Source organism: Shewanella oncorhynchi, from assembly GCF_030848765.1.
Taxonomy (GTDB): domain Bacteria; phylum Pseudomonadota; class Gammaproteobacteria; order Enterobacterales; family Shewanellaceae; genus Shewanella; species Shewanella oncorhynchi.
This window is the reverse complement of the sequence record NZ_CP132914.1, coordinates 445,284-464,922: the sequence shown is the minus strand read 5'-3', so window position 1 is coordinate 464,922 and position 19,639 is coordinate 445,284. Positions and strand designations below refer to the sequence as shown.

At 48.1% G+C, this 19,639-nt stretch carries 16 protein-coding genes; 1 reads left to right on the top strand and 15 read right to left on the bottom strand.

Going from position 1 to position 19,639, the window contains the following annotated elements; genetic code table 11:
- Nucleotides 1-140: 140 nt before the first annotated feature.
- The 11 genes from murC to mraZ form a co-directional block, all read right to left on the bottom strand.
- Nucleotides 141-1,607: a UDP-N-acetylmuramate--L-alanine ligase gene (gene murC / locus RA178_RS02185; protein WP_105251197.1), complete on the bottom strand. Its 1,467-nt coding sequence runs from the start codon at nt 1,605-1,607 to the stop codon at nt 141-143.
- A gap of 2 nt (nt 1,608-1,609) precedes the next feature.
- Nucleotides 1,610-2,698: an undecaprenyldiphospho-muramoylpentapeptide beta-N-acetylglucosaminyltransferase gene (gene murG, locus RA178_RS02180; RefSeq protein WP_113941075.1), complete on the bottom strand. Its 1,089-nt coding sequence runs from the start codon at nt 2,696-2,698 to the stop codon at nt 1,610-1,612.
- The gene (ftsW, locus tag RA178_RS02175) at nt 2,698-3,909 is read right to left on the bottom strand and encodes a cell division protein FtsW (protein ID WP_113941076.1); all 1,212 of its coding nucleotides are present in this window, start codon (nt 3,907-3,909) and stop codon (nt 2,698-2,700) included. Before ftsW ends, murG begins: the two co-directional genes overlap by 1 nt.
- The gene (murD, locus tag RA178_RS02170) at nt 3,899-5,218 is read right to left on the bottom strand and encodes a UDP-N-acetylmuramoyl-L-alanine--D-glutamate ligase (protein WP_131525724.1); all 1,320 of its coding nucleotides are present in this window, start codon (nt 5,216-5,218) and stop codon (nt 3,899-3,901) included. Before murD ends, ftsW begins: the two co-directional genes overlap by 11 nt.
- Before the next feature lie 6 nt (nt 5,219-5,224).
- Nucleotides 5,225-6,307 (bottom strand): phospho-N-acetylmuramoyl-pentapeptide-transferase, encoded by a 1,083-nt coding sequence (gene mraY, locus RA178_RS02165; protein ID WP_006079891.1) that lies wholly within the window; start codon nt 6,305-6,307, stop codon nt 5,225-5,227.
- Nucleotides 6,308-7,690: a UDP-N-acetylmuramoyl-tripeptide--D-alanyl-D-alanine ligase gene (locus RA178_RS02160; RefSeq protein WP_131525723.1), complete on the bottom strand. Its 1,383-nt coding sequence runs from the start codon at nt 7,688-7,690 to the stop codon at nt 6,308-6,310.
- 156 nt (nt 7,691-7,846) lie between these two features.
- A complete protein-coding gene (gene murE / locus RA178_RS02155; protein WP_306684319.1) occupies nt 7,847-9,349 on the bottom strand; it encodes a UDP-N-acetylmuramoyl-L-alanyl-D-glutamate--2,6-diaminopimelate ligase in 1,503 nt (500 codons plus the stop codon).
- A complete protein-coding gene (locus tag RA178_RS02150; RefSeq protein ID WP_105251191.1) occupies nt 9,346-11,100 on the bottom strand; it encodes a penicillin-binding transpeptidase domain-containing protein in 1,755 nt (584 codons plus the stop codon). The genes murE and RA178_RS02150 overlap by 4 nt, the downstream gene beginning before the upstream one ends.
- Before the next feature lie 13 nt (nt 11,101-11,113).
- Complete coding sequence (ftsL, locus tag RA178_RS02145; protein WP_263140609.1) at nt 11,114-11,428, bottom strand: cell division protein FtsL; 315 nt, start codon at nt 11,426-11,428, stop codon at nt 11,114-11,116.
- A gap of 10 nt (nt 11,429-11,438) precedes the next feature.
- Nucleotides 11,439-12,380, bottom strand: a complete 942-nt coding sequence (gene rsmH, locus RA178_RS02140) for a 16S rRNA (cytosine(1402)-N(4))-methyltransferase RsmH (RefSeq protein WP_131525721.1) — start codon at nt 12,378-12,380, stop codon at nt 11,439-11,441.
- Between the two features lie 31 nt (nt 12,381-12,411).
- A complete protein-coding gene (gene mraZ / locus RA178_RS02135) occupies nt 12,412-12,870 on the bottom strand; it encodes a division/cell wall cluster transcriptional repressor MraZ (RefSeq protein ID WP_263174359.1) in 459 nt (152 codons plus the stop codon).
- A 663-nt stretch (nt 12,871-13,533) separates the two neighbouring features.
- Between mraZ and RA178_RS02130 the strand changes: the two genes are divergently transcribed.
- On the top strand, nt 13,534-13,869 hold the full coding sequence (locus RA178_RS02130) for a hypothetical protein (RefSeq protein ID WP_168826581.1): 336 nt from the start codon (nt 13,534-13,536) through the stop codon (nt 13,867-13,869).
- A 171-nt stretch (nt 13,870-14,040) separates the two neighbouring features.
- Here the strand turns inward: RA178_RS02130 and glpK are convergent, their stop codons facing one another.
- The 4 genes from glpK to leuC form a co-directional block, all read right to left on the bottom strand.
- Entirely contained in the window at nt 14,041-15,525 is a 1,485-nt protein-coding gene (glpK, locus tag RA178_RS02125) for a glycerol kinase GlpK (protein ID WP_173497386.1), read from the bottom strand.
- A 193-nt stretch (nt 15,526-15,718) separates the two neighbouring features.
- Entirely contained in the window at nt 15,719-17,065 is a 1,347-nt protein-coding gene (locus RA178_RS02120) for an outer membrane protein transport protein (RefSeq protein WP_212601184.1), read from the bottom strand.
- Between the two features lie 526 nt (nt 17,066-17,591).
- Complete coding sequence (gene leuD / locus RA178_RS02115) at nt 17,592-18,197, bottom strand: 3-isopropylmalate dehydratase small subunit (protein ID WP_113941084.1); 606 nt, start codon at nt 18,195-18,197, stop codon at nt 17,592-17,594.
- 27 nt (nt 18,198-18,224) lie between these two features.
- Nucleotides 18,225-19,625, bottom strand: coding sequence for a 3-isopropylmalate dehydratase large subunit (gene leuC / locus RA178_RS02110; RefSeq protein WP_212601191.1), 1,401 nt, complete (start codon nt 19,623-19,625; stop codon nt 18,225-18,227).
- Between the last annotated feature and the right edge of the window lie 14 nt (nt 19,626-19,639).

The following is a 19,639-nucleotide window of genomic DNA, read 5'->3' as shown; positions in this document are numbered from 1 at the left end:
AGTGCCGCCTCTTATCACTCCAAGACACGCTTCATCCCACCTTTAACGACACCCATTAAAAACCACAGAAAACCGGCCATTATATAGACCAAAATCCTTTGGTCAAAATTTCCTTTTTCTCGCAGATCAAGCGCTAAAGATCAGCTTGCTTGCGCAGGTAATTCCACCACAGCAAACCCTAATCCAGACGACGCTAACTGTCGTGACAGGGCGCCAATATTACCCGCACCTTGGGTGAGTAATAAATCCCCGTCCTGCAATACATCGGGCAACACTTCTGCAAGCAGATCTGGGCTTGCGATAAAGATCGGATCTAGCTGACCACGCAAGCGAATTGAACGACATAATGCGCGACCATCCGCACCTGTGATCGGCGCTTCACCCGCACTATAAATATCGAGTAACAATAAGCAATCCACTTGTGATAACACTTCCACAAAATCCTCATACAAATCACGGGTACGAGTGTATCTGTGCGGCTGATACGCCATGACCAAACGTCTATCAGGCCATCCTGCGCGCGCAGCTTTAATGGTCGCCGCAACTTCGCTGGGATGATGACCATAATCATCCACTAACATGACTTCGCCCTTCGGCGTGGCAAATTTGCCTAAATGCTGGAAACGACGCCCTATACCTTGGAACTCCACTAAAGCCTGAGTAATAGCGTTATCGTCGATTTCATCTTCAGTCGCCACCGCAATGGCAGCTAACGCATTGAGCACATTATGTTGGCCCGGTAAATTCAACACCAGATCGAGATCTTCTTTAGCTTTACGTCTAACAGTAAAACGGCACTGATGACCTTGCTGGCTAAAATTAAGTGCTTGCACGTCCGCATCGTCACTGAAACCATAGGTCACGTGTTTACGGCCAATACGCGGCAGAATCTCACGCACGACGGCATCATCGATACACACCACAGCCACACCGTAGAACGGCAAGTTGTGCAGAAAATCCACAAAAGTCGATTTCAGTTTTTCAAAATCACCGCCATAAGTATCCATATGATCAGCTTCGATGTTGGTCACCACACTGACCATAGGCTGCAAATGCAAGAAGCTCGCATCACTCTCATCGGCTTCGGCAATCAAATAACGGCTGGTGCCTAATCTGGCATTGGTACCGGCACTGTTGAGCAAGCCACCAATCACAAAGGTTGGGTCCCGCCCAGCTTGACCATAAACGCTGGCGATAAGGCTCGTTGTCGTGGTTTTACCATGGGTGCCCGCAATCGCCACACCATGTCGATAACGCATCAACTCGGCTAACATCTCAGCACGACGCACAATAGGAATACGTAATTCTTTAGCGGCAAGGATTTCTGGATTTTCCAGATTAATCGCGGTTGATATGACGACCACATCCACTTGCTGCACGTTTTCAGCGGCATGACCAATTTGGATCTTGGCTCCGAGTAAACACAATCTGTCAGTCACGGCATTTTGCGCAATATCCGAACCACTCACCTGATAGCCTTCGTTCACTAACACTTCGGCGATCCCGCCCATGCCCGCGCCGCCAATGCCGACGAAGTGAATACGCTTAATACGGCGCATTTCTGGGATCATGCTTCTCAGTTGTGCGTATCTTTCTGTCTTAGTCATGCTTATCCTTTCTCAGCAAGGCTGATGCACACTGCGGCAACTTGTTCAGTCGCATCCAGTACCGCAACGTCTCTCGCTCTTTGGCCCATACGGGCTAATTCTGTTCTGTCATTGGCGAGCAACTGTAATTTGTTCGCCAGTTTATTCACGTCCAAGATGGCCTGTGGCAATAGGAAAGCTGCGCCAGCCTCAACCAATACTTGAGCGTTACGGGTTTGATGATCATCCACTGCATGGGGATAAGGTACCAGAATACTCGGTAGCCCCACCGCCGCTAACTCAGACACAGTCAAGGCGCCAGCTCGGCACAATACCACATCAGCCCAGCGATAGGCGGCTTCCATATCGTCGATAAACTCAGCGATATTCACGCCACCATCTTGTCCTTGTTGCTGATATGCCGCCTTCACGCCCGTAAGATTATCTTTACCCACTTGATGCCAAACCGTCACTGACTGCTGCTGACTCAGTATCGCGACAGCTTCTGGCATAAGATCGTTAAATACTTTGGCGCCAAGGCTGCCACCGACCACGAGCACTTTTAAGGCTTCATCAGCCTCATGCTTAGGTTCTGCACCTAAGGCAATCAGTTCTTGGCGAATCGGATTACCAACGACCTTGGCCTTCACTGTGGTAAAGGTATTTTTAAAAGCGCATAACACTTGCGTCGCAATCCGCGACAACAACTTGTTTGTCATCCCTGGGATAGCATTTTGTTCATGCAGCACCAGTGGAATACCGGCTAATCTTGCCGCAACACCACCTGGGCCACTGGCGAATCCGCCCATGCCAAGGACCACATCGGGTTTAAACTCAGCAATCACGGCCTTAGCCTGCAATATTGAACGCACCACTTTAAAGGGCGCCGCGAGTTTTCTGATCAAACCATTACCGCGCACACCTTTGATATCAATGAAATCAATATCAAATCCATACTGGGGCACTAAACGCGCCTCCATACGATCTGCCGTGCCTAACCAACGCACTTGCCAACCCTGTTGAGCTAAATACTTAGCCACCGCCAGTGCCGGGAACACATGTCCTCCCGTACCACCCGCCATGACTAAAATACGTTTTCCTATTGGAGTCATCACTTCAATCTCCCTTGCACGGCCTGAACTAATGTCATGCGCCGCTCGTAATCAATGCGCAACAACATCATAGCTGCCGCAGTCATGACCCATAAACTACTACCACCGTAACTGATAAAAGGTAATGTCAGCCCTTTGGTTGGCAACATGCCGATACTCGCGCCGACATTCACCACAGTCTGGAAACAAATCCAAATTCCGATGGCATAACCTAAATAACCTTCAAATGGCTTATCCATGGCTAAACACAAATTACCTAAACGAATCGATCTCAGCGCCACAAATAGCAGCACAGATAACACAGCGATAATGCCGATAAAGCCCAATTCTTCCCCGATCACGGCAAAGATAAAGTCAGTGTGCGCTTCGGGTAAATATTCTAATTTTTGAATACTATTTCCGAGCCCTTGGCCAAACCAATCACCTCGACCATAGGCCATTAAAGATTGAGTCAACTGGTAACCGCTACCGAAGGGATCTTGCCAAGGATCCATAAAGGAGGTCACTCGGCGGATACGATACGGTTCCAATAGCACTAGGGCCACAAACGCCAATACGCCCGCAAAAATCAAGGCAAAGAAATCGAGTAAACGCGCACCGGCTAAAAACAATAGACCAACCGTTCCCACAAATAGCACCACCACAGTACCTAAGTCGGGCTGCATCAAAATCAGCACAGCGTAAATCGCAAATACTGCAATCGGCTTATAGAAGCCTTTAGCATTCTCGCGCACTTCCTGATGACGCCTCACTAAGTAACCCGCCATATAGATGGCGAAGGCAAATTTAGCGACTTCCGCCACCTGGATGCGAATAGGGCCTATGGATAACCAACGCGTTGCACCGTTTACCGTAGTGCCAACCACCAATACAGCCAACAACATCAAACCCACAATCAACAACAACATGGGGCTCCAGCGCTGCCAAGTCTGCATCTCTACTCTTAGCACAAATGCCGCAATGAATAAGCAACCCACTAAATAACCCACATGGCGAGTCATAAAATAAAATGGGTTCCCCGTGAGCGTTTGCGCTTCAGGCATAGAGGCTGACATCACCATTACAAAGCCGAAGCTAATCAAAGACAACACAGCCGCGAGCAAAGCACGGTCGTACAATTGCACGCCCGGGACTTCGGTATCACGTTGCCAATTGGGTATTGCTAAACGCAAACGCCCAAATAGGCTAAGTTGTCTTGCATCACTCGCCATTAAGTTGTCCCACGAGGTTTCTAAAATCATCACCTCGAGCCATGAAGTTACTGTACATATCTAAACTGGCGCAGGCTGGCGATAATAAAACGATATCACCAGAGGTTGCCAATTCAGCGGCTTTCGCTACCGCAGCAGCCATAGTGTCGACTCTTATCGAGCCGTCTTTCAATGCAGCAATCTTTTTACCATCGCGGCCTAAGGTGATGAGGTGCGTCACTTTAGCTAAAGCCACAGCTAAAGGCTTAAAATCAGCCCCTTTACCATCACCGCCAGCAATCAAAATAATATCGCCTAAGTGGTCACTCAAGCCATCGAGCGCGGCGACTGTAGCACCGACGTTTGTCGCTTTAGAGTCATTGACATAGGTCACGCCATTCTTAACACCAACCACTTCACAGCGATGGGATAAGCCAGTAAAAGTACGCGCCACTTTTGCCATAACGTGCTTATCGACACCCACGACATCCACAAGCGCCATCGCCGCAAGTAGGTTGGCATGGTTATGGCTGCCAATCAGCGACACTTCAGTGATCGGCATTATTTCGCTGCTGCCGTGATAAATCTTGCTGTCGCTGATGCCCCATTCGTCCGCTTCTGGCGCCGCTAAACCAAAACTGTTTTGGTTCATTGGTTCTGGCGGTACGGTCAGTTTATCGTCACGATTAAAGAGTACGGCACGGGTTTGTTTGTATAAACGTAATTTAGCCTCGCGGTAGGCATCAATGTCACTGTATCTGTCCATGTGGTCTTCGCTGATATTCAAACAGGTCGCCACCACACACTTAAGACTGTGGGTGGTTTCCAATTGAAAACTCGACAACTCAAGCACAAATAAGTCCGCATTTTCATGCAGCAAATCCAGCGCAGGTACACCGATATTACCTCCGACGGCAACGGCAATACCCGCTTCCCTTGCCATCTCGCCCACCAGCGTAGTGACTGTCGATTTACCGTTAGAGCCAGTAATGCCAATCACACAAGGTTTACGGTCAGCAATCTCACGGGCAAATAGCTCAACATCACCAATCACTTCGATACCCATATCCACAGCGGCACGCACCTCTGGGGTATAAGTAGCAATGCCGGGACTGATAATGATCTGCGTCGCTTGCACAAGATAACGGCAATCGAACCCGCCAGAAATCAGCTTCACATCAGGAAAAGACGTCGCTAACGTTTCGGCACCCGGAGGCTGCCGACGACTATCCATCACCAATGGCGTAATGCCCTTTCCACACAAATAGCGCACCACGGACAAGCCCGTGGCCCCCAAACCTAACACTATGTGTGAATACTGATTTTGCATAACCAATTACCTTAACTTCAACGTGGCTAAGCCAAGTAAGACGAGGAATATCGAGATAATCCAAAAACGCACTATCACTCGAGGTTCAGGCCAGCCTTTTAACTCATAGTGATGGTGGATCGGCGCCATGCGGAAAATACGCTGGCCGCGTAACTTGTACGAACCCACCTGCAGGATCACCGACAGAGTTTCCATCACAAACACGCCGCCCATGATCACTAACAAAATTTCTTGTCGAACGAGGACCGCAATAGTGCCAAGTGCAGCACCTAATGACAGTGAACCCACATCGCCCATGAAGACTTGCGCAGGGTAAGTGTTGAACCACAAAAAGCCCAGACCCGCACCGACAATGGCGGTACAGACAATCACAAGCTCACCAGAACCGGGTAAATGCGGAATATGTAAGTAGTTCGCAAACTGAGCGTGACCCGACAAATAAGCGATCAACGCAAACGCCGCCGCGACCATTACCGTCGGCATAATCGCCAAACCGTCGAGGCCGTCGGTTAAGTTCACCGCATTGCTCGAACCCACAATGGTGAAGTACGCCAATACGATAAATACGGCGCCGAGTTGCGGCATCACGTCTTTAAAGAAAGGCACCACTAATTGGGTTTCGCCTGGATTGGCCGCCGTGGCATACAGAAAAAAAGCAATAAGCAGCGCAGCCAAAGATTGCAGAATGTACTTCCAGCGCGCGATCAAGCCTTTAGTGTCTTTACGTACCACTTTGCGATAATCGTCGATAAAACCGATCAAACCGAAACTGCCGAGCACAAACAGCATGACCCACACATAGCGGCTACCGAGATCGCCCCACAGCAACACGCTGATGAAAATAGCAGCCAATATCAGCAAGCCACCCATAGTCGGCGTGCCACGCTTACTAAAATGTGATTCTGGACCATCGTTACGCACAACCTGACCAATTTGCAGTAATTGCAAACGTTCAATCAGTTTAGGGCCAAACCATAAGCTAAAAACCAATGCGGTCAATAAGCCTAAAATGGCTCGAAATGTCACATAGGAAAACACGTTAAACCCGGTATGAAAACGGGTTAAATACTCGGCCAGATATACCAGCATTTACACTAACTCCCCACGCCCGAAGGCTACTGTTAGGCCATCCACGACCCGCTCCATGGCGGCGCTACGTGAACCTTTAACGAGAACCGTTACCTGTCCCGGCAACTGGTTTATATGCTTTATAAGTTTTTCTACTAACGTCGCCACACTGTCATAGTGCTCCGCACCGAAAGCTTGGCTCGTGTGCTGACTTAAAGTTCCGGTACAAAACAAGGCATCAATCCCCTGTTGCTTGGCCAGTTGCCCTAGTTCAGCGTGTAAAAGGGGCGCATTGTCGCCTAATTCTCCTAAATCTCCCAGTACCAGACAGCGATTTTCAGAAATTTCCTTTAACCAAGCGATAGCAGCGCCAACGGACACAGGATTTGCGTTATAGCTATCGTCGATTAGACGCACGCGTCCCAATTGACTCGGCTGCATACGTCCTTTCACTGGCGTTAATTGGCTCAAGCCTTCAGATATTTCAGTCAAACTCAATCCCAAAGCAATACAAACACTTGCAGCGGCGAGTGCATTACTCACTTGATGACGACCCGCCAACGGCAATACCACTTGGCAAGATTCACCTAAATAATTGAGCATAAAACGATAGCAACCATCCGCATTAGTCTTATGGCCTGTCGCTATCACGTCGATATGACGTTTAGCGGCGCCATCTTGCTGGGAGAAGCTCAGTTGCTTATAAGGTCTTGCCTTAACGCTCATAAAATCAGCGAAGGCATCATCGGCGTTAATGATGGCAGTGCCATCGGCCTGCAGATGATTAAAAATCTCTGACTTCGCCTGTGCGACACCTGCTTGTGATCCAAATCCTTCTAAATGGGCGCTGCCGACGTTATTCACCAGCGCGACGTTTGGACGCACGAGTCCCGAGGTGTAATCGATTTCACCTTTATGGTTAGCGCCGAGCTCGAATATCCCAAACTCATCCGCTGGCGTTAAACGCAGCAAAGTGAGCGGCACACCAATCTCATTATTAAAATTGCCAGCGGTATAGAGGATTTGATGCTTTGCCGACAGAATGGTCGCGATCATTTCCTTCACGCTGGTTTTGCCGTTTGAGCCAGTCAAAGCAACACAAATCGGATTGATCTGGTCACGAACATAAGCACCAATCGCGCCCATAGCTTTTTGGCAATCGGGCACAATCAGCTGCGGAATATCAAAGGCTAACTCGCGCTCAACCATTAACGCCGCTGCGCCGTTCGCAATAGCTGTAGCTGCAAAATCATGGCCGTCAAAGCGCTCACCCTTTAAGGCAACAAACAGGGTTGCAGCGCCGATTTTGCGGCTATCACTGCTTAAATCTTGGATGGTGACGTCGTCACCGACTCGATGCACGCCTAAGTGTTGACTTAGAGTCTCGAGAGAAAGAGGGATCATCTTGATTGCTCCAATGACCGATGTGCCAATACACATCCATCATAGTGTTGACTTAGAGTCTCGAGTGAAAGAGGGATCATCTTGATTGCTCCAATGACCGGTGTGCCAATACACATCCATCATAATGTTGACTTAGGGTCCCGAGAGAAAGAGGGATCATCTTGATTGCTCCGCTAACAGGCGTGCCAGGGCGCGTTCATCATAGTCATGACGCACACCTGCCGCCTCTTGGTAAGTTTCGTGGCCTTTGCCCGCAAGCAAGATCACATCGCCAGGTTTAGCCAATGCCACAACCTCTTTAATTGCTGCGATACGGTCAACCTGAGTCAATGCCTGCTGAGGGTGGGTTAGCCCTTGGATAATATCGGTAATAATTTGCGCGGGGTCTTCACTGCGCGCATTGTCGCTGGTCACCATAATGCGGTCAGCATATTGCTCTGCAGCTTGGCCCATCAAAGGACGCTTGCCCTTATCACGGTCGCCACCACAGCCAAATACGCACCATAAATCACCGGCACAATGGCGACGTAGCGCGTTTAACGCTTGTTCAATCGCATCGGGTGTATGGGCATAATCGACCACTAAGGTGATGTTATCCGCAGTAGTGAAACGCTCCATACGACCTGCAACGGGCGTTAAATATTGCACCTGCTCGGCTAACGCTTTCATATCAAAACCTTGCAGATACAAGGCCGATAACGCCGCGAGTAAATTAGAGAGATTAAAGGCACCAAGAAGTGGCGAGTGGATTTGAGTCTCACCCTCGGGCCACACTAAGGTTGCCCTGACACCTTGATCGTCAAACTTGGCATTTTTGGTATAAAAAGCCGCACCTTGATGACCTTCAATACTAAAACCCCAAATCTGCGCAGGCGCAGGCTTAAGCTCAGTCAACCAAGACGCGCCAACTGCATCGTCGAGATTCAATAAACCGTGACCTAAAGTGCTGAAACGAAATAGGCTTTGTTTAGCGGCGGCATAGCTTTCCATATCGCCGTGGTAATCGAGGTGATCGCGTGTCAGATTAGTGAACACGGCAACATCAAATGGTACTGCGTCGACGCGGCCTTGCACTAAGCCGTGACTTGACACTTCCATGGCGCAGACACTCGCGCCTTGGGCTTCAAACTCATTCAACTGACGCATTAAGGTAATCGCATCGGCTGTGGTGTTACCACTATCAACAAGCTCGCCCCAGAGACCATTGCCAAGGGTGCCCATGACGGCGGCTTTGCGCCCCAATGAAGTCACCAGTTGTGCAATGAGTTGACTCGTAGAGGTTTTACCGTTAGTTCCAGTAATACCGATAACACCAAGGGATGGCATAACGGCAGACTTGTGCGCTAAGGGATAACGCTGGGCGGCAATTGCCGATACCTGACGACTTAACTGAAAGAAATAAATCTGCACACCGTGCTCGGCATCATCACCCAGCAACACTTTGCCATGTTGGTCAGCATCATCCGTGTGAACTAATACGCCTGCGGCACCTAAATCTAAGGCTTTTTCAATAAACTGTCTGCCATCGACCTTATGTCCTGGCAGCGCCAAAAACACATCGCCGCGACGTATTGCACGGCTATCTAAGGTCAGATCATTGAAGGACTGCGCGCCAGCATAATGTAGCCAAGGCGCTAGCAAATCCCGTAATAACATCATTCTGCTCTCCCAGCGGCGATTCCCGCCAATTGCACTTGTTCTTTATCGGTAATGGGTTCAACGTTTAACATTTGCAGTGCGCCAGACATGACTTTGGCAAATGCAGGCCCCGCCACTGAACCACCATAATAGAGATCCCCCTTAGGCTCATTCACTACCACCACTATCGCTAATCTAGGATTATTCGCAGGAGCAACACCCGCAAATAAAGCAACATAATCATCACCATAACCACCAGCAACTGCCTTACGACTTGTGCCAGACTTACCTGCAACTGGATAACCGTCGATGTGTGCTAAGGTGCCAGTGCCACCTTTTTCCGTTACACCGACCAGCATTTGCATCACATCGTGGGCCACATTTTCAGAAATGACTCGCTCACCGACAGGTGGCTTTTTCAGTTTCATTATCGAGACTGGGAACAAAGTACCGCCATTGCCTAAGGTGGCGTACATACGCGCAAGTTGAAGTGTTGTTGCCGTTAAGCCGTAACCAAACGACAAGGTGGCACGTTCAAAGTCTGACCAACGGTGGCGATCTTGAATCAAGCCAGCGCTTTCACCCGTGAGGTTAATTCCCGAAAAACTGCCAAGTCCCATGGATTGATAAGTACCGAGCAGTTGCTGCACCGGAATAGACAAAGCCAATTTACTGATGCCGACGTTACTAGATTTAGCCAAAATACGCGCCAAACTCATATCGCCGTAGTTTGCGGGGTCACGTACTTGGCGACCACCTAAACGCATCCAACCCGGTGAAGTGGCAATAATATCGGTCGATTTAACTGTGCCAGCTTCAAGCGCTGCGGCTACCACAAATGGCTTAATGGTCGAACCCGGCTCAAAGGTATCTGTCATAGCACGGTTACGCATTCTGAAGGTTTGCAGATTGTCGCGCGCATTGGGGTTATACGAAGGCGTATTCACCATAGCCAAGACTTCACCCGTGTGAATGTCGAGGACGACAATCGAACCCGAAGTCGCTTGGTTCATCTCAGTGGTGCGTTTTAATTCGCGATAGGCTAATTGTTGGATCCTATGATCGATACTCAGCACGAGATCATTTGGACTCTCGCCTTCCTGCACTATATCGAGACGCTCGACGACATGACCATCGCGTGACTTACGCACTTTTTGTTTGGAAGGCGTACCTGTTAACCAACTATTATAAGCATTTTCAACACCTTCAATCCCAACATCATCTATGTTAGTGATGCCGATTAATTGAGCTGTGATTTCACCACCAGGATAATAGCGGCGAGATTCGGACTTTAGAAATACACCGGGTAATTTAAGCTGAGTAATATAGTCCGCAACCGCAGGGGTAATTTGGCGTTTCAAGTAGGTGAAGCGTTTGGTGGGGTTACTGCGCACTCGCTCTAACAAATCTTCGAGGGGCTCATGCAACACATCGGCTAAGGCTTGCCAGCGGCGCATATCGGCAAAACCATTACTATCATTGACTTGTTTTGGATCAGCCCAGACGGCTCGTACAGGTACGCTCACGGCCAGCATGTCGCCATTACGGTCAGTGATCAAGCCACGCTGCACTTCACGACTAGTGGTCCGCAATGTTCGCATGTCACTTTCGTGACGTAATTTGTCGGGCTCGATAATTTGAATGTAAGCTGCGCGTCCCACTAGGCTGCAAAACAACGCACACACAAACCCGACCACTACGTATAAACGCCAGTGGATCAATTGAGGTTTTTGCGGTTTGCTTACCCGTTTGATTTTCGCTTGCCTAGTCATATCTTCCCTATACTCACGGCACCTTTACCACAACTTCTTCGCTGGGTAACGGACGACTCATGTTGAGTTCCTTAGAGGCAATACGCGTAATACGACTGTGCTCAGTCTGCGATTGCTCTTCTAATAATAAATTGCGCCACTCAATATCTAATCTATCTCGCTCCTGCAGTAACTGGTCCCACTGGGTTGTCAGTTGACGGCTAACATGGCTGCTATAAACCACGGCAACCGCATTACTCAGCACAAGCAAGGCTAATAACAAGATCCATTTGTGCAGCCATAAATCATGTAAAACGATCCGTGGCAGATTAATCGAGGGCTTACTCACAGTGCGCCCCTTAGTAATCTAAACGCTCGGCAATGCGTAACACTGAGCTGCGAGCTCTGGCATTGCGTTCGATTTCTTCGTCGGATGGCATAATCGCCTTGCCCACGGCACGTAACTTACGCGACTTGTTAATTTGATCTTCAGTAACCGGAAAACCGTGCGGTACACTTTCGCCTTGGCTATGACGACGAATAAAACGCTTCACGATACGATCTTCTAAAGAATGGAAACTGATGACCGACAAACGTCCTTGGGGAGCGAGCACATTGACGGCTCCTTCAAGTGCCTGATCAATTTGATCTAATTCACTATTGATATAAATGCGGATCGCTTGAAACACCCGAGTCGCAGGGTGCTTATTGCGTTCTTTATTTTTAGTGATACGCGCAATTAAATCGGCTAAATCTTTGGTACGTAAAAACGGCGTTTTCTCACGATCGGCAGCAATACAACGGGCAATATGGCGAGCATTTTTCTCTTCACCGTAGGTTTTAAATACCCAAGCCATATCTTCAATTTCGGCACGAGCCAACCATTGCGCAGCCGTTTGGCCTTGGCTGTTATCCATACGCATATCGAGTGGACCATCGCGCAAAAAACTAAAACCGCGTTCAGCATCGTCGAGCTGGGGTGAAGACACACCTAAATCGAGTAATACGCCATCAATTTTGCCCACAAGCCCAAGCTCTTCGACATAATCGGCTAATTGGCCAAAACCACCATGCACGATTTGAAAGCGTGGATCATCGCTAAATTGTTTCGCCGCTTCAATCGCTTGAGGATCACGATCGATGGCGATCAATCGACCATGTTCACCGAGTTGTTGTAATACTTGTCTTGAATGACCACCGCGGCCAAACGTGCCATCGATATAGATGCCATCGTCTTTGATGTTTAAACCGCCAACCGTTTCTGCTAGCAGTACGGATAAATGGGCAAATTCTTGACTCATTACTCTCTTCTTATTTAGTTATCACGACTCGTTAAAGTGAAAAATCCGCGAGGCGCTCATTATTAACGAGATCCTCACTTCGAATCGTTTCCTGACATTCATCAATTTGCTGCAGCCAAGATTGCTCATCCCACAGCTCAAATTTATTCAATTGCCCCACCAGCATGATGCGCTTATCTAAATTGGCATATTGCCTTAACGGTGGCGGCAGTAATATGCGCCCATTACCGTCGAGCTCCACTTCGTGGGCGTAGCCGAGTAACAGGCGTTTTAAAGATCTCTGGGTTTTATCAGTATCTGAAAGCTTCAACAACTTAGCTTCGATCAATTCCCATTCGTGAATGGGATACAAGAGTAAACAGGCGGATTGGATATCGACGGTAATCACGATGCGGCCTTGGTGCTCAAGCTGCAAAGGTTCGCGGTATCGCACTGGAATAGCGATCCGTCCCTTTGTATCTAAGTTGATAGCACTGGCTCCACGAAACACGCTAATTCATCCTATCCTTTGATTTTTGATCCACAAATATCCACTATTTCCCACAACTGCTAAGTTTAGGGACAGTCGACAAGCATTGTCAAGGGATGGGATCCTTTTATAAATCCAGTCGGCAAGCGGGTTAGCCGCATGTTGAGCACTTAACCTCGCGACAAACTTTTGACAAGAAAAACCATTAGAGATTGACTAAACAGAGGAAACAACAGGAATAAATAGCGCCGATATATTCAGCAACCTTTTGCTTTCAGGTGCTTGCGATGAAAAAAATGGGGAATTATTTCTGTATTTGTGGGATTTTACGGGTCGAGAAATAACGTCAAACTCAAAAACGCAACAAAACAAACTTACGTCCATCCTTATTCGACAGTCAAAAAAGAGTTGAAATCAGCATAAAAATCTAAATTTTTATTCCAAATAAAGACGTTCATCTTTTTACTAATGGCTGAATATTAATGTCGCGATTGCGAGAAAGATCAAAAGTCCCACGTAAAATCCACCAAAAGAACCACTTTCTCCCTATACATTCACCTTATACCCGCACTAGCTACCTAATGGCTCGCCTTATTCGCCTTAACAAGTTAAACGGCGTATAGTCTAAATATTGACCTACTTCAGCCGATATCATATTAAGAGGTGTAATAACAAGGAGGCGTTATGAGTGGATTGGATAGCATTTATGCCATGCTGGCACAGCCAGTAAAAGCCGTGTTTCACCCTAAACGGGTTGTTGACCAAGTCAGCAGCGCAAGCGCAAATGCCCCCGATAGCCATGAAACACCGCAGTCGCAGTTACCTCCAGCGTTAGAAAGCCGCAATACTAAAGTCAGGGAAAGACGCAAAGAATCAGATAACAATAAAAATAAGAAACGCCGTGCATCGGATGAAACCGAAACGCTAAAACTAAAAGAAGGTGTCGTACTTGAAGTGACCGATGATTCCGCAGAAATCAAGAAGCCACCGAGCCAACATATCATTGATGTAGAAGTATAAATCCGTACTGATATAAAACGGAAAAGGCGCAATCCCATTGGATTAGCGCCTTTTTATTAGCCTCTTTTTAGCAGCACTATCGAGCATGCCTGAAATCAGGCCAAATTTCGAATCATGCGATACCTCAAATTAAGTTTTATCTCAAACCAATGCCGCCTCAAGGCGTATTGTTTAAGTTCGAGTTCTGGCCACCGCGTCCTGCCAACCTGCGTATAACTGTACTCGAGTCTGGGCATCGATATTAGGGATAAAATGCTTATCGATACAGGCTTTGTGCTCAAGCTCTATCACACTCTCCCAAAAGCCCACTGCCAACCCAGCTAAAAATGCCGCACCCAAAGCGGTTGTCTCACAAACGCTTGGCCTTAACACTTCGACATCGGTAATGTCGGCTTGAAATTGCATCAAAAAATCATTAGCGACCGCGCCGCCATCCACCTTTAAACGCTTAAGGCTGACGCCACTGTCTTTGGTCATGGCATCAAGTAAATCTTTACTCTGATAAGCGATGGATTCTAACGCCGCCCGAATAATATGATTACGATTCGCCCCGCGTGTCAGACCAAATAGCGCACCACGGGCATTGGGATCCCAATAAGGTGCACCCAATCCCACAAAAGCGGGCACCAGATACACGCCATTAGTATCGGCGACCTTAGAGGCAAAGTACTCAGTATCACTGGCGTCACGAATAAGCCCCAGTTCATCCCGCAGCCATTGAATGGTCGCGCCGCCCATAAAGACTGAACCTTCGAGGGCATAGTTCACTTCACCCTTAGGCCCCACGGCAACTGTGGTCAATAAGCCATGGTTTGAGCGCACCGCTTTTGTCCCTGTATTCATCAACAAAAAACAACCAGTACCGTAGGTATTCTTCGCCATGCCGGGCTCGACACATAACTGACCAAAAAGCGCAGCCTGTTGATCGCCCGCCATTCCTGCAACTTGGATTTCACTGCCTTCGCCAGCAATCCGTGTTGTACCATACACGCTGCAGGAAGGTTTAACTTCTGGCAACATAGACGCCGGAATATCTAAGGCTTCGAGTAACTTATTATCCCAAGTCAGGCTATGGATATTGAATAGTAGAGTGCGGGCAGCATTGGTGGGATCGGTGACATGCACCTTGCCCTCGGTTAACTTCCACACGAGCCAAGTATCGATAGTGCCGAACAACAACTCACCACGCTCGGCTTGCTCACGGGCATTGGGCACATTATCTAGAATCCATTTGATCTTAGTGCCTGAAAAATAAGGGTCGAGTAATAAACCGGTATTCTCACGCACATATTCTTCTAACCCTTGAGCTTTGAGTTGCTCACAAATCTCAGCGCTGCGACGGCACTGCCACACTATCGCGTTATAAATAGGTTTACCTGTGGCCTTCTCCCATATAACAGTGGTTTCCCGCTGATTGGTAATGCCAATGGCGGCCACTTCATCGCTGTGAATACCCGCACGCGCCAATACTTCAATTAACACTGAACTTTGGCTTGCCCAAATCTCCATGGGATCATGCTCGACCCAACCCGGATTAGGGTACAACTGGGTAAATTCCCGCTGGGACACGCTGACAATGTTTGCGTCGTGATCGAACACTATCGCCCTTGAGCTGGTCGTGCCTTGATCTAAGGCCACCACGTATTTTTTCTGCACGCTACTATCCTATCTGAACTCTCCGCCGCCTTTTTATGCTAGGGAGAATTAACATGATCCACCGACTTATGCAGTGAATATATTCGGAATTTACCGCCGTGACCAGCAAGCAAGCCGTAAAACAAGATAACGCCACCATGCTATAGCTATAAAAAAGCCCTGAAGATTCAGGGCTTTTTTTAACATACTGAACTTACATCTTGTAGCTCATTTGGATACCCGCAAGCCATACATCGCCGCTTGCTTCGCCGTTAAAGTTAACAGTCGCTAGGTTCAATAGGTTTTGCTGTTCATTGATTGGCGCATCGCCAGTCGCTTTAATATAAGTCACAGCAAAATCAACGTTCAGGTTCTTAGTTGCCTGATAACCTGCGCCCACAGAGAACCACAGACGGTCAGAGTCTGGAATTGTGGTTGTGCGCCACTCGTCATTTGCCGCCGTTTTATCTAAAGCAACACCGGCACGCACTAACCAGTCGTTATTCACTTGATAAGTCGTCCCTAGCGCGAAGCGCCAGTTATCTTCGAAGTGCTCTTCTTTAACTAAATCAGACTCTAAGCCGCCCTTAGGCTTAACTTCACCAGGGAAATAAGCCACTAGTTGATCGAATACACTCCAATCGGTCCAGTTCACACTCGCATGCATGGCCCAGTTATCGGTCAATTGGTGATGGGAAGCTATCTCTGCAAAAGCGGGCAATTCAAGCGGTAAATAACCTTCAATAGACACATCTTGGCCGCCAGTGTACAGCACACCTGAGGCATGGCCATCTAAATCCAGCTGCACGCCGCTGTGATACGCAAAGCCTAAACGGTGAGCAGGATTAATTTGCCAGCTTGCACCTAACTGCCAGCCGTAACCCACATCATCACCCTTCATGCTTTTCAGCTCAGTGCCACCTGGAGGTAACATAGCCTGCACAGGAGCCGGCAGAGCAGGTTTGATACCATCAACCCAACCTGGTAATGAGGCACCAATTTCGCCTTCACCATAAACGATACGTACACCAGCACCTACGCTAACTGCATCATTGATGCGGTACGCAATATTTGGATTAAACTCAACGGTTGTAACCGAAGTCTTGTTACCAAAAATAGCCGCAGCGTGAGTCGCAGGTAATTCAGTGGCTAGACCATAGTTAGAATTTACCGCTAGACCCCAAGTCCATTGATCATTTAACTGATTTGAGTAGTAAAAGTTTGGCACGAGTGCGTCATCGGCCACGTCCAGTGCATCACCAGCTATCACTTTAGGATTTGGGCCAATTAACGGCGAGCTAAGGCTGACATCACCAGTCACATCGACGTTTGGCATAACGTAAATGCCACCCGCGGACAACTGACGTCCTTCTAAATAAGTCAGCATTGCAGGATTTCGACCTTGAGCCGAAGCGTTATCCGCCATAGCTGCTTCACCCGCAAAGGCGCGACCTAAACCTGTAGCAGAGTATTCCGCAAGTTGAAAACCCGCGGCATGGAGTTGAGTCGTTGAACTTAACAAGGCTGCAGTGACAGCCAAAGTCAGAAGACGTTTTTGCATTGTTATTCTCTAATCATATTATTGTTATCTGTACTACTTAGATGAGTACTGCGGCGTTCAGGCAAAATAGAGCAAACACTCCATATTGAATGCGCAGCAGTTTACTTATGCAGAAGATGTTTGCAACCAAAGGAGATAAAACAGACAGAAACTCTAAAAAAATGAGTCTTTAAAACAGATTTAGTGACATACATCACCATTAAAACAAAAAACCACCTTTAAACACTCAAAAATCATTCACGACAGTCGTGAGATTTAAATTAAGAACTCAACAAATACCAATATTAAACAACAAGATAAAAAATTAAAACTTTGGAACACCTGTAAATCATTTAAACTCGACAAATTCAGCATAAATCACTGTGGAGAATAAAATTTTCTAGTATCAAAACGACAATAAAAATTTATGCTTTAAAATACAACTGATTAAATTAAGAGTGTATTGAGATTCAAAACAAAAACGCCTAGGTATTAACCTAGGCGCTTAAATATAGACTCAACACGAGTACAAATGTGCGCTGAAAGTTTAGCGGCGCCAACCTTGGATTTGAGTTTCGTACTGACTGATTTGCACAGCATGGGACAAGGTCAGCCCAATAGCATCTAACCCATTGAGTAACTTATGTCTCGCCGACTCTGCCAGCGTAAAACTAAACTCAGCACCTGACGGTGCAATCACTTTACAGCTTGTGAGATCAACCGTGATTTGCGCGCCTTCTTCTGCCGCCACTTCGTCCATCAACTGACGCACCTGCGCATGGGTTAACGCCACAGGCAATAGGCCATTATTGATTGAGTTGCCGTAAAAAATATCGGCAAAACTCGGCGCTATAATGGCGCGCAAACCAAAGTCCGCCAGCGCCCAAGGCGCATGCTCGCGGCTTGAACCACAACCAAAGTTTTCCTGCGACAAAAGAATTGAAGCGCCTTTATAACGAGGCTGGTTCAATGAAAACTCAGGATTAGGCACATCGCCCGCATCATCTAAATAACGCCAGTCATGAAATAAGTGCACCCCAAAACCATCGCGCGTCACCTTAGACAAAAACTGTTTCGGAATGATCTGATCCGTATCGATATTGGTGCTGTCGATCATGACCGCAAGCCCGGTATGGGTCGTAAAAGGTTGCATTAACTTCTCCTCTTGGGTTTACGGTAATTAGTAAGGTTTACGAATATCGACAAAATGCCCAGCCACCGCAGCGGCGGCGGCCATTGCAGGGCTCACTAAATGGGTACGACTGCCGCGGCCTTGACGACCTTCGAAATTACGATTACTGGTCGAAGCACAGCGATCGCCCGCCTCTAATCTGTCATCGTTCATCGCCAAACACATAGAACAACCCGGTAAACGCCACTCAAATCCCGCTTCAATAAAGATTTTATCTAAGCCTTCGGCTTCGGCTTGGGCTTTCACTTGACCAGAACCAGGTACTACAATCGCGGTGACGCCACTCGCGACTTTACGGCCTTTGGCATGTACTGCGGCGCTGCGTAAATCTTCAATCCGTGAGTTAGTACATGAACCGATAAATACTTTGTTGATGTTGATATCTGTCATTGGCGTACCCGCACTCAGGCCAATGTATTCTAGGGCCTTTTCCATACTAGCTCGGGTACTTGGGTTTGCTTCATCAAGAGGATCAGGCACTTTGCCATCGATTGCTACGACTTGGCCTGGGTTAGTGCCCCAAGTCAATTGTGGTGCGATATCGGCGGCATCGAGTACCACAGTCGCATCAAACACGGCGCCATCATCGGTTTTTATGGCTTGCCAATAAGCGACAGCCTCTGCCCAATCTTCGCCCTTGGGTGCAAACTCACGGCCTGCTAAATAGTCGAAAGTGGTTTGATCCGGCGCGACCATGCCCGCCTTAGCGCCCATCTCAATCGCCATGTTGCACACTGTCATGCGGCCTTCCATCGACAGGGCTTCAATCGCCTCTCCGCAGAACTCCACCACGTAACCCGTGCCGCCATCCATGCCGATTTTGCCAATAATAGCGAGGACGATATCTTTAGCGGTCACGCCATCGGTGACATGGCCACGCACTTCAATCTTCATGGTCTTAGCTTTTAACTGACGCAAAGTTTGCGTCGCTAAAACGTGCTCTACCTCGGACGTACCAATGCCAAACGCCAATGCCCCAAAGGCGCCATGGGTCGCGGTATGGGAATCACCACAGACAATCACAGTGCAGGGTAAGGTAATACCCAACTCAGGACCCATTACATGCACAATCCCTTGATTAGGATGATGAATGTCGTATAAACGCACGCCAAAGTCTTTACAGTTTTGCGCTAGGGTTTCAACCTGTGCGCGCGCCATTGGGCTTAGCGCATCCAAGCTGGCGCTACGGGTCGAAGTGTTGTGATCCATAGTGGCAAAGGTTTTTTCCGGTGCACGCAGTTTGCGGCTCGCCACTTTTAAGCCACTGAATGCTTGGGGGGAAGTCACTTCATGGACTAAATGTCTGTCGACATAAATGATCGGCGCTTCACCTTCAGGAGTCGCTACAACGTGGGCATCCCATACTTTTTGATACAGCGTTTTTGCCACCGCGTTTTTTGGCA

Coding starts and splice junctions, on each gene's coding strand:
- murC (WP_105251197.1), bottom strand. CDS start 1,607: ATGACTAAGACAGAAAGATACGCACAACTGAGAAGCATGATCCCAGAA.
- murG (WP_113941075.1), bottom strand. CDS start 2,698: ATGACTCCAATAGGAAAACGTATTTTAGTCATGGCGGGTGGTACGGGA.
- ftsW (WP_113941076.1), bottom strand. CDS start 3,909: ATGGCGAGTGATGCAAGACAACTTAGCCTATTTGGGCGTTTGCGTTTA.
- murD (WP_131525724.1), bottom strand. CDS start 5,218: ATGCAAAATCAGTATTCACACATAGTGTTAGGTTTGGGGGCCACGGGC.
- mraY (WP_006079891.1), bottom strand. CDS start 6,307: ATGCTGGTATATCTGGCCGAGTATTTAACCCGTTTTCATACCGGGTTT.
- RA178_RS02160 (WP_131525723.1), bottom strand. CDS start 7,690: ATGATCCCTCTTTCTCTCGAGACTCTAAGTCAACACTTAGGCGTGCAT.
- murE (WP_306684319.1), bottom strand. CDS start 9,349: ATGATGTTATTACGGGATTTGCTAGCGCCTTGGCTACATTATGCTGGC.
- RA178_RS02150 (WP_105251191.1), bottom strand. CDS start 11,100: ATGACTAGGCAAGCGAAAATCAAACGGGTAAGCAAACCGCAAAAACCT.
- rsmH (WP_131525721.1), bottom strand. CDS start 12,380: ATGAGTCAAGAATTTGCCCATTTATCCGTACTGCTAGCAGAAACGGTT.
- RA178_RS02130 (WP_168826581.1), top strand. CDS start 13,534: ATGAGTGGATTGGATAGCATTTATGCCATGCTGGCACAGCCAGTAAAA.
- RA178_RS02120 (WP_212601184.1), bottom strand. CDS start 17,065: ATGCAAAAACGTCTTCTGACTTTGGCTGTCACTGCAGCCTTGTTAAGT.
- leuD (WP_113941084.1), bottom strand. CDS start 18,197: ATGCAACCTTTTACGACCCATACCGGGCTTGCGGTCATGATCGACAGC.